This is a genomic window from Flavobacterium algoris, assembly GCF_048158525.1.
In the GTDB taxonomy this organism is placed as follows: domain Bacteria; phylum Bacteroidota; class Bacteroidia; order Flavobacteriales; family Flavobacteriaceae; genus Flavobacterium; species Flavobacterium algoris.
Genome location: NZ_JBLNKT010000051.1, coordinates 1 through 6,730 on the forward strand (window position 1 = coordinate 1; position 6,730 = coordinate 6,730).

The following is a 6,730-nucleotide window of genomic DNA, read 5'->3' on the forward strand; positions in this document are numbered from 1 at the left end:
ATAAACAAACTTTTAGAACAATTATTAAGGCAATATTTTCAATTTTTAATAAATTTCTGCTAAATCAGGTATTCCTTAAAACAAGTAGAGGCTATCTTTTCAGACAACCTCTTTTTTTTTTAATTCTTCAAAATCTATTGTATTTAGTGCGGTCAAAAATTAGTATAACATTTGAATTTCCTTGATGTCAAATTCAGCAATGCTATCATCTTCCAAAAGAACCTCAAGTTTTCCAACAGAAGAAACTCCTTGAATAATTCCCATGAAATTTTGATTGTTTTGATCTGAAAAAGGCATAGGAACTCCTTTTTTAAATAATTTATTGGTGTAATCTGACCATAGCATTTGAGAGTGTTGTTTCCATGATTTTACATTGTACTCAATTTTATCCATAATAGAAAAAAGCAATTCCTCCTTATCAAATTGTTTATTACAAATAACCGTTAATGATGAAGCTTTGGGCAAATTTTCAAAATCAGTTTGATTCACATTTAAACCTAAACCGACTATAGAAATAATCGTTCCGTCACTTTTGATGCTGTTTTCTATCAAAATGCCACCTATTTTTTTATTGTATGACATTATGTCGTTTGGCCATTTTATACTAAGATCGGGAATCTTACAGGATTCCAAAACGGAAATAACTGCAAGAGAAACTGCAATATTCAGATTGTATATCTGACAAATATCCGATAAAAAATCCTTAACCAAAACACTCATTATTAAGTTTTTACTAGGCTCAGAAGTCCAAACAGCTCCCATTTGTCCCTTACCTTTGGTTTGGCTTTCAGCAGTAACAACGGTAAAGTTTTCCTGTTCCTGTTTGTTCGATAACCCTTTGAGGAATTCATTTGTAGAATCTATGGCATCGAGTTTGATTACTTTCATATACGTTTTTTTGTGAAACAGAATTTAATATTATGTTAAGGTTCAAAAATAATCACAAAAAATGGTAACTTTACAAACTTATATATAAAAATAATTCATGGCGAAAAAGACTATAAATAATGACGTGCTATTAGCGAACATCATTAAAGGAATAGAAGAAGTAAAAGGAAATGATATCGATATTCTTGATTTAAGAGAAATAGACACTGCAGTTTGTGACTATTTTATCATATGCAATGGAAATTCAAACACACAAGTTAACGCCATAGTCAACTCCATCCAAAAAACAGTTTCAAAAGAATTAAAAGACAAGCCTTGGCATGTTGAAGGAACTGATAATGCAGAATGGGTTCTTATGGATTATGTAAATATTGTGGTTCATGTTTTCCAAAAACACATACGAGAATATTACAACATTGAGAGTCTTTGGGGTGATGCAAAAATCACTACAATTGAAAACAAATACTAAAGAAACACACTTCTAATGGCTAAAGATAATAATCCAAATTCGAATAAATTTAAAATAAGTCCTTGGTTAATTTACACAGCAATCCTTTTAATTTTCTTGTTTATAAGTTTCATAACCGGAGGTTCAAGTCTTAATGAACCCGCACAATTAACTTCTTCTAAATTTAATAATTACTTAGAAAAGGGTCAAATTGAAAAGGTTATCGTTTACAATAAAACGGAGGCTGAAGTATATCTTAACGCAGCAGCTTTGAAAGATCCTGCAAATAAAAAAGTTGCCAAAGATGTTTTTGACAGACCTAACAAAGGTCCTCATTATTCATTCGATATTGGTAATGATCAAATATTTCAAACTAAACTTGAAAAAGCGGTTGTTGAAGGAAAATTGAAAGATTTTAATTTCTTGCCAAAAAACAATTGGTCCGATATCTTAATCAGTCTATTACCAATCATCATTATTATAGGGGTTTGGATTTTTATCATGAGAAAAATGTCAGGTGGCGGCGGTGGCGGCGGTGGTCAAATTTTCAATATTGGAAAATCTAAAGCCAAGCTTTTTGACGAAAAAACAGATATAAAAACGACATTCAAGGATGTTGCTGGTCTTGAAGGAGCAAAAGAAGAAATACAAGAAATTGTAGAATTCTTGAAAAACCCTGAAAAATACACCAATCTTGGAGGTAAAATCCCTAAAGGAGCTCTGCTTGTAGGACCTCCCGGAACAGGAAAAACATTGTTAGCAAAAGCCGTTGCCGGTGAAGCTCAAGTTCCATTTTTCTCTTTATCAGGTTCTGATTTTGTGGAAATGTTTGTAGGTGTAGGTGCTTCACGTGTACGCGATTTATTCAAACAAGCCAAAGAAAAATCTCCAGCAATCATTTTTATTGACGAAATTGATGCAGTAGGTAGAGCCAGAGGAAAAAGCAACATGTCTGGTGGTAATGACGAACGTGAAAACACGTTGAATCAGTTATTGACTGAAATGGATGGTTTTGGAACCAATTCAAATGTAATTGTATTGGCTGCGACAAATAGAGCTGATGTGCTTGACAAAGCGTTGATGCGTGCAGGTCGTTTTGACAGACAAATTTTTGTAGACTTACCAGATATTCGCGAGCGTGCTGAGATTTTCAAAGTACACTTAGCCCCTTTGAAAAAGATAGAAGGATTAGATACTGACTTTTTAGCAAAACAAACTCCAGGTTTTTCAGGTGCAGATATTGCTAATGTTTGTAATGAAGCGGCTTTGATTGCTGCAAGAAATAACAAAACTGCAGTTGATAAGCAAGATTTCCTAGATGCCGTTGATAGAATTGTAGGTGGTCTTGAAAAGAAAAATAAGATTGTGACTCCAGAAGAAAAGAAAGCAATTGCTATCCATGAAGCAGGTCACGCTACAGTAAGTTGGATGCTAGAACACGCAGCACCTTTAATTAAAGTAACTATTGTACCTAGAGGACAAAGTTTAGGTGCGGCATGGTACTTACCCGAAGAGCGATTAATTGTTCGTCCAGATCAAATGCTAGACGAAATGTGCGCAACTATGGGTGGTAGAGCAGCTGAAAAAGTAACTTTTAACAGAATTTCTACTGGTGCATTAAGCGATTTAGAAAAAGTAACTAAACAAGCTCGTGCCATGGTCACTATTTATGGTTTGAATGAAAAAATTGGTAATGTTACCTATTATGATTCAACTGGACAAAGTGAATATAGTTTTTCAAAACCATATTCTGAGGAAACGGCTAGAGTTATTGATGAAGAAATTTCATTACTAATTGAAAGTCAATACCAAAGAGCAATAGAAATACTAGAAGAAAATAAAGATAAACTGAATCAGCTTGCAGATATTCTAATTGAAAAAGAAGTTATATTCAAAGATGATTTAGAAGCTATTTTTGGAAAAAGAACTTTTGACAAAAATCTTGATGAAGTAGTATCATAAAAAACACATATAATTTAATTATTTTTAAAATCTTAATTCAAAAACCTCTTTTGAATTAAGATTTTTTTATCTTTGGACGTTTTCAAATAATAAATAAAGTAGATTAAAAGAATATGAGTCTTTTTAGAAAATTTTTTGGTGCTAACAATCCGGCTTCTGAGGAAGATAAAGAAAGTGAATTTAATAAATCCTTTGCTGATAACGCTACCTCTATAGATGAAAAATTTATCTATAATTTCAAAAAAAATGGTGGTAAATTTTTATACTGCGAAAACTCCGAAGAAGTAAAAGAACAATTTGAAAACATACTGGAAGAAAATGACTGGTTTGAAAGTGAAGTTTTATGCTATGAGCCTAATGTTTTTGGGATATTAGATGATAATAAACTTACTTATGACAAACCTAAAAATCCTAAATTTCTTCTCGCAACTTGTGAAAATTTAATTGCCGAAGAAGGATCTGTTTTATTCTCATCGAAACAAATTAAACAAAATAAACCTAACGAATTGCCTGCTAATATTATTATTTTGGCAAACACAAGTCAGATTCTTGCAGCAAAAAGTGATGGACTTAGCGCCATAAAGAAGAAATACGAAAGAGACTATCCTACCAATATAACGACCATAAAATATTTCGAAAAAGCAAAAGAGGAAGATTTTACACAATACGGAAGTTCTGCAAAAAATCTATATTTATTGCTTTTAGAAGACCTTTAAAATGAATGAAACTCTAAAACGAGGTATATCTGGAGCTATTTATATTATATTATTACTCGCTTCTATTTTATATTCAACGGAAAGCTTTTTCATTCTATTTGGAATCTTTCTTATAATTACAGTTTATGAATTTTGTAATTTAATTCAAATAAATAAAGTATTTCCAATTCTTTTTGGAACCCTTTTATATACTACAATAACTTTAGTTAGTCATTACAATAAAATTACAACTGATACTATCAATCAGGCATTCAATACCGATTTAGAAATTTCAATAAACATCCAACAATTAGATGTTGTTTTATTGGTTATAGCATTGGTTGTATCCATAAAATGTATCCTTTTCTTATTTTATGATAATATTCAAAAAATAAGCACTTCATCAAAATACTTGTATTTATTAGGGTATATTATACTGCCATTTGTATTTATTACTAAAATTTCATTTGGAATAAATGACTATAATCCTAAAATTATAATTGGATTATTTATTTTAATATGGACTAACGACACCTTTGCCTATATTGTTGGAAAATCCATAGGCCGAACCAAATTATTCGAAAAAATATCACCTAAAAAAACAATAGAAGGGTTCTTAGGCGGAATCGTTTTTGCAGTTTTGGCGGGTTATTTAATCTCAAAATACTACATCAAGGCCAATCCTCAATTTAGCGAAAGATCCATCTTAATTTGGACCTCAATTGCTGTTATTGTTGGAATTATAGGTACCATCGGAGATTTAATTGAATCCAAATTCAAACGCATCGCTGGCGTAAAAGATAGCGGAAGTATCATGCCCGGTCATGGAGGCATACTAGATCGACTAGATAGTGTTATATTTGTAGCACCAATTATATTTTTATTTTACCAAATCTTAAACTATGTTTCATAAAGAAGGAACCCCGTCAATTTTATTAGGCACTTTTTTCACAGCCGTTGTCGTTTTATTGTCCGATAAATTTATTGACACCTATTGGCTTAAAATGTTAATTCAATTAAGTGCTCTTTTGCTTTTAATTATCATTTTACAGTTCTTCAGAAATCCAAAAAGAACCGCAATACTCAATGACAATGTAATACTGGCTCCAGTTGATGGAAAAGTGGTTGTTATTGAAGAAGTTTATGAAGGAGAATATTTCAAAGACAAACGTTTGCAAATTTCTATTTTCATGTCACCAATAAACGTACATGTTACGCGTTATGGACTGAGTGGAATTGTAAAATTCAGTAAATACCATCCTGGAAAATTCTTGGTGGCCTGGCATCCAAAAGCAAGCGAAGAAAACGAAAGAACCACTGTAGTTATCGAAAATCAAACATTCGGCACCATTTTATACCGTCAAATTGCAGGTGCATTAGCCCGACGAATTGTAAATTATGCCGAAGAAGGAATGCAGGTTATTCAAGGAACTGATGCCGGTTTTATAAAATTTGGTTCAAGAGTGGATATATTTTTACCTTTAGGAACACCTATCAATGTAGTTCTTAATCAAACAGCAATTGGAGGGAAAACAATTATTGCTACAAAAGGATAATGATTGAAAAAGATTTAGATACACGATTTAAAGAAGCCGTTGAAATAGCGTCTGAAATGACTCAAGCATCTTTACCGCAAGATGTCCAGTTAAGGCTCTATGCTTATTATAAACGGGCTACAATAGGAACTTTGGATTTAAAGCAAACCTCAAATTACCATTTAAGGGATGCTTTCAAAACAAATGCCTGGATGCAAATCAGTAACATTACTGCTGATGAGGCTAAAGAACAGTATATCGAAATCATAAATTCAATTTTGAAAAAATAATGTTACTCATGAAAAAAAATCTCTTTTTAATTTCTAGTTCTTTGTTTCTTACATTATTATTTTCCTGTAATAACAAAAAACTCACCGAAGTTGTAGAAGTTCCATTACCAACTGCCCAAGAAAAAATTACTGTTGGAGTTCCTGATGATGTTAAGGCAATTGAAGGTTCTTTTCAATTAGAAAAATTACCATATTCCTACGATGCATTAGCACCAAATATTTCGGCAGTAGCTCTAGAAATGCATTATTCAAAACATTATCTGACCTATACCAATAATTTAAACAAAGCGGTAGCTGGAACACCATTAGAAAACCTAACAATTGAAGAGGTCTTAGCAAAGTTAGACTTGAATGACGCCAATACCAGAAACAATGCCGGTGGTTATTACAATCATACTTTATATTGGCAAATTATGGCTCCTAAGGCTGGTGGAAAGCCATCAGATGTTTTAGCCGAAGCAATTACAACCGATTTTGGTTCATTTGAAAATTTCGTAACTTTATTCAAAGATGAAGCTACAAAACAATTTGGTTCCGGTTGGGTATGGCTTGTGGTTGACAGAGCTGGAAAACTCCAAGTGACCAGTACTCAAAATCAAGACAATCCTTTGATGAAAAATGCACTTATTCCAGGAACACCAATATTAGCTTTAGATGTTTGGGAACACGCTTATTATTTGGATTACCAATACAAAAGAAAAAATTATATTGATGCTTTTTTTAATGTAATCAATTGGAAAAAAGTGGCTGAAAATTATGATGCAGCGATAAAAAAATAATATTCTAAAATTTAAATTATAAAAAAGAGGTTGTCTGAAAAGATAGCCTCTACTTGTTTTAAGGAATACCTGATTTAGCAGAAATTTATTAAAAATTGAAAATATTGCCTTAATAATTGTTCTAAAAGTTTGT

Annotated in this window: 8 protein-coding genes; 7 read left to right on the forward strand and 1 reads right to left on the reverse strand. The window is 31.9% G+C overall.

Going from position 1 to position 6,730, the window contains the following annotated elements:
• Positions 1-159 precede the first annotated feature (159 nt).
• Positions 160-888 carry a biotin--[acetyl-CoA-carboxylase] ligase gene (locus ACM55I_RS16115; protein WP_416847863.1) on the reverse strand — a complete coding sequence of 243 codons (729 nt, stop codon included), beginning with the start codon at positions 886-888 and terminating at the stop codon, positions 160-162.
• 97 nt (positions 889-985) lie between these two features.
• Here ACM55I_RS16115 and rsfS point away from each other — a divergent pair, with 97 nt between their 5' ends.
• The 7 genes from rsfS to ACM55I_RS16150 all read left to right on the forward strand — a co-directional run bounded on the left by rsfS (position 986) and on the right by ACM55I_RS16150 (position 6,597).
• Positions 986-1,357: a ribosome silencing factor gene (gene rsfS / locus ACM55I_RS16120; protein ID WP_039109645.1), complete on the forward strand. Its 372-nt coding sequence runs from the start codon at positions 986-988 to the stop codon at positions 1,355-1,357.
• A 15-nt stretch (positions 1,358-1,372) separates the two neighbouring features.
• The gene (ftsH, locus tag ACM55I_RS16125; protein ID WP_039109644.1) at positions 1,373-3,298 is read left to right on the forward strand and encodes an ATP-dependent zinc metalloprotease FtsH; all 1,926 of its coding nucleotides are present in this window, start codon (positions 1,373-1,375) and stop codon (positions 3,296-3,298) included.
• Between the two features lie 113 nt (positions 3,299-3,411).
• On the forward strand, positions 3,412-4,014 hold the full coding sequence (locus ACM55I_RS16130; RefSeq protein WP_416847864.1) for a lactate utilization protein B/C: 603 nt from the start codon (positions 3,412-3,414) through the stop codon (positions 4,012-4,014).
• A 1-nt stretch (position 4,015) separates the two neighbouring features.
• Positions 4,016-4,906, forward strand: a complete 891-nt coding sequence (locus tag ACM55I_RS16135) for a phosphatidate cytidylyltransferase (protein ID WP_416847865.1) — start codon at positions 4,016-4,018, stop codon at positions 4,904-4,906.
• Positions 4,896-5,549: a phosphatidylserine decarboxylase family protein gene (locus tag ACM55I_RS16140; RefSeq protein WP_416847866.1), complete on the forward strand. Its 654-nt coding sequence runs from the start codon at positions 4,896-4,898 to the stop codon at positions 5,547-5,549. Before ACM55I_RS16135 ends, ACM55I_RS16140 begins: the two co-directional genes overlap by 11 nt.
• Positions 5,549-5,818: an acyl-CoA-binding protein gene (locus ACM55I_RS16145; protein ID WP_416847867.1), complete on the forward strand. Its 270-nt coding sequence runs from the start codon at positions 5,549-5,551 to the stop codon at positions 5,816-5,818. Before ACM55I_RS16140 ends, ACM55I_RS16145 begins: the two co-directional genes overlap by 1 nt.
• A gap of 8 nt (positions 5,819-5,826) precedes the next feature.
• Positions 5,827-6,597, forward strand: coding sequence for a superoxide dismutase (locus tag ACM55I_RS16150; RefSeq protein WP_416847869.1), 771 nt, complete (start codon positions 5,827-5,829; stop codon positions 6,595-6,597).
• Positions 6,598-6,730: the final 133 nt, after the last annotated feature.

What these genes read in the sequence shown, in the direction of transcription:
- ACM55I_RS16135 (WP_416847865.1), top strand. Translation starts at nt 4,016, where the DNA reads ATGAATGAAACTCTAAAACGAGGTATATCTGGAGCTATTTATATTATA.
- ACM55I_RS16150 (WP_416847869.1), top strand. Translation starts at nt 5,827, where the DNA reads ATGAAAAAAAATCTCTTTTTAATTTCTAGTTCTTTGTTTCTTACATTA.
- ftsH (WP_039109644.1), top strand. Translation starts at nt 1,373, where the DNA reads ATGGCTAAAGATAATAATCCAAATTCGAATAAATTTAAAATAAGTCCT.
- ACM55I_RS16115 (WP_416847863.1), bottom strand. Translation starts at nt 888, where the DNA reads ATGAAAGTAATCAAACTCGATGCCATAGATTCTACAAATGAATTCCTC.
- ACM55I_RS16130 (WP_416847864.1), top strand. Translation starts at nt 3,412, where the DNA reads ATGAGTCTTTTTAGAAAATTTTTTGGTGCTAACAATCCGGCTTCTGAG.
- ACM55I_RS16145 (WP_416847867.1), top strand. Translation starts at nt 5,549, where the DNA reads ATGATTGAAAAAGATTTAGATACACGATTTAAAGAAGCCGTTGAAATA.
- rsfS (WP_039109645.1), top strand. Translation starts at nt 986, where the DNA reads ATGGCGAAAAAGACTATAAATAATGACGTGCTATTAGCGAACATCATT.
- ACM55I_RS16140 (WP_416847866.1), top strand. Translation starts at nt 4,896, where the DNA reads ATGTTTCATAAAGAAGGAACCCCGTCAATTTTATTAGGCACTTTTTTC.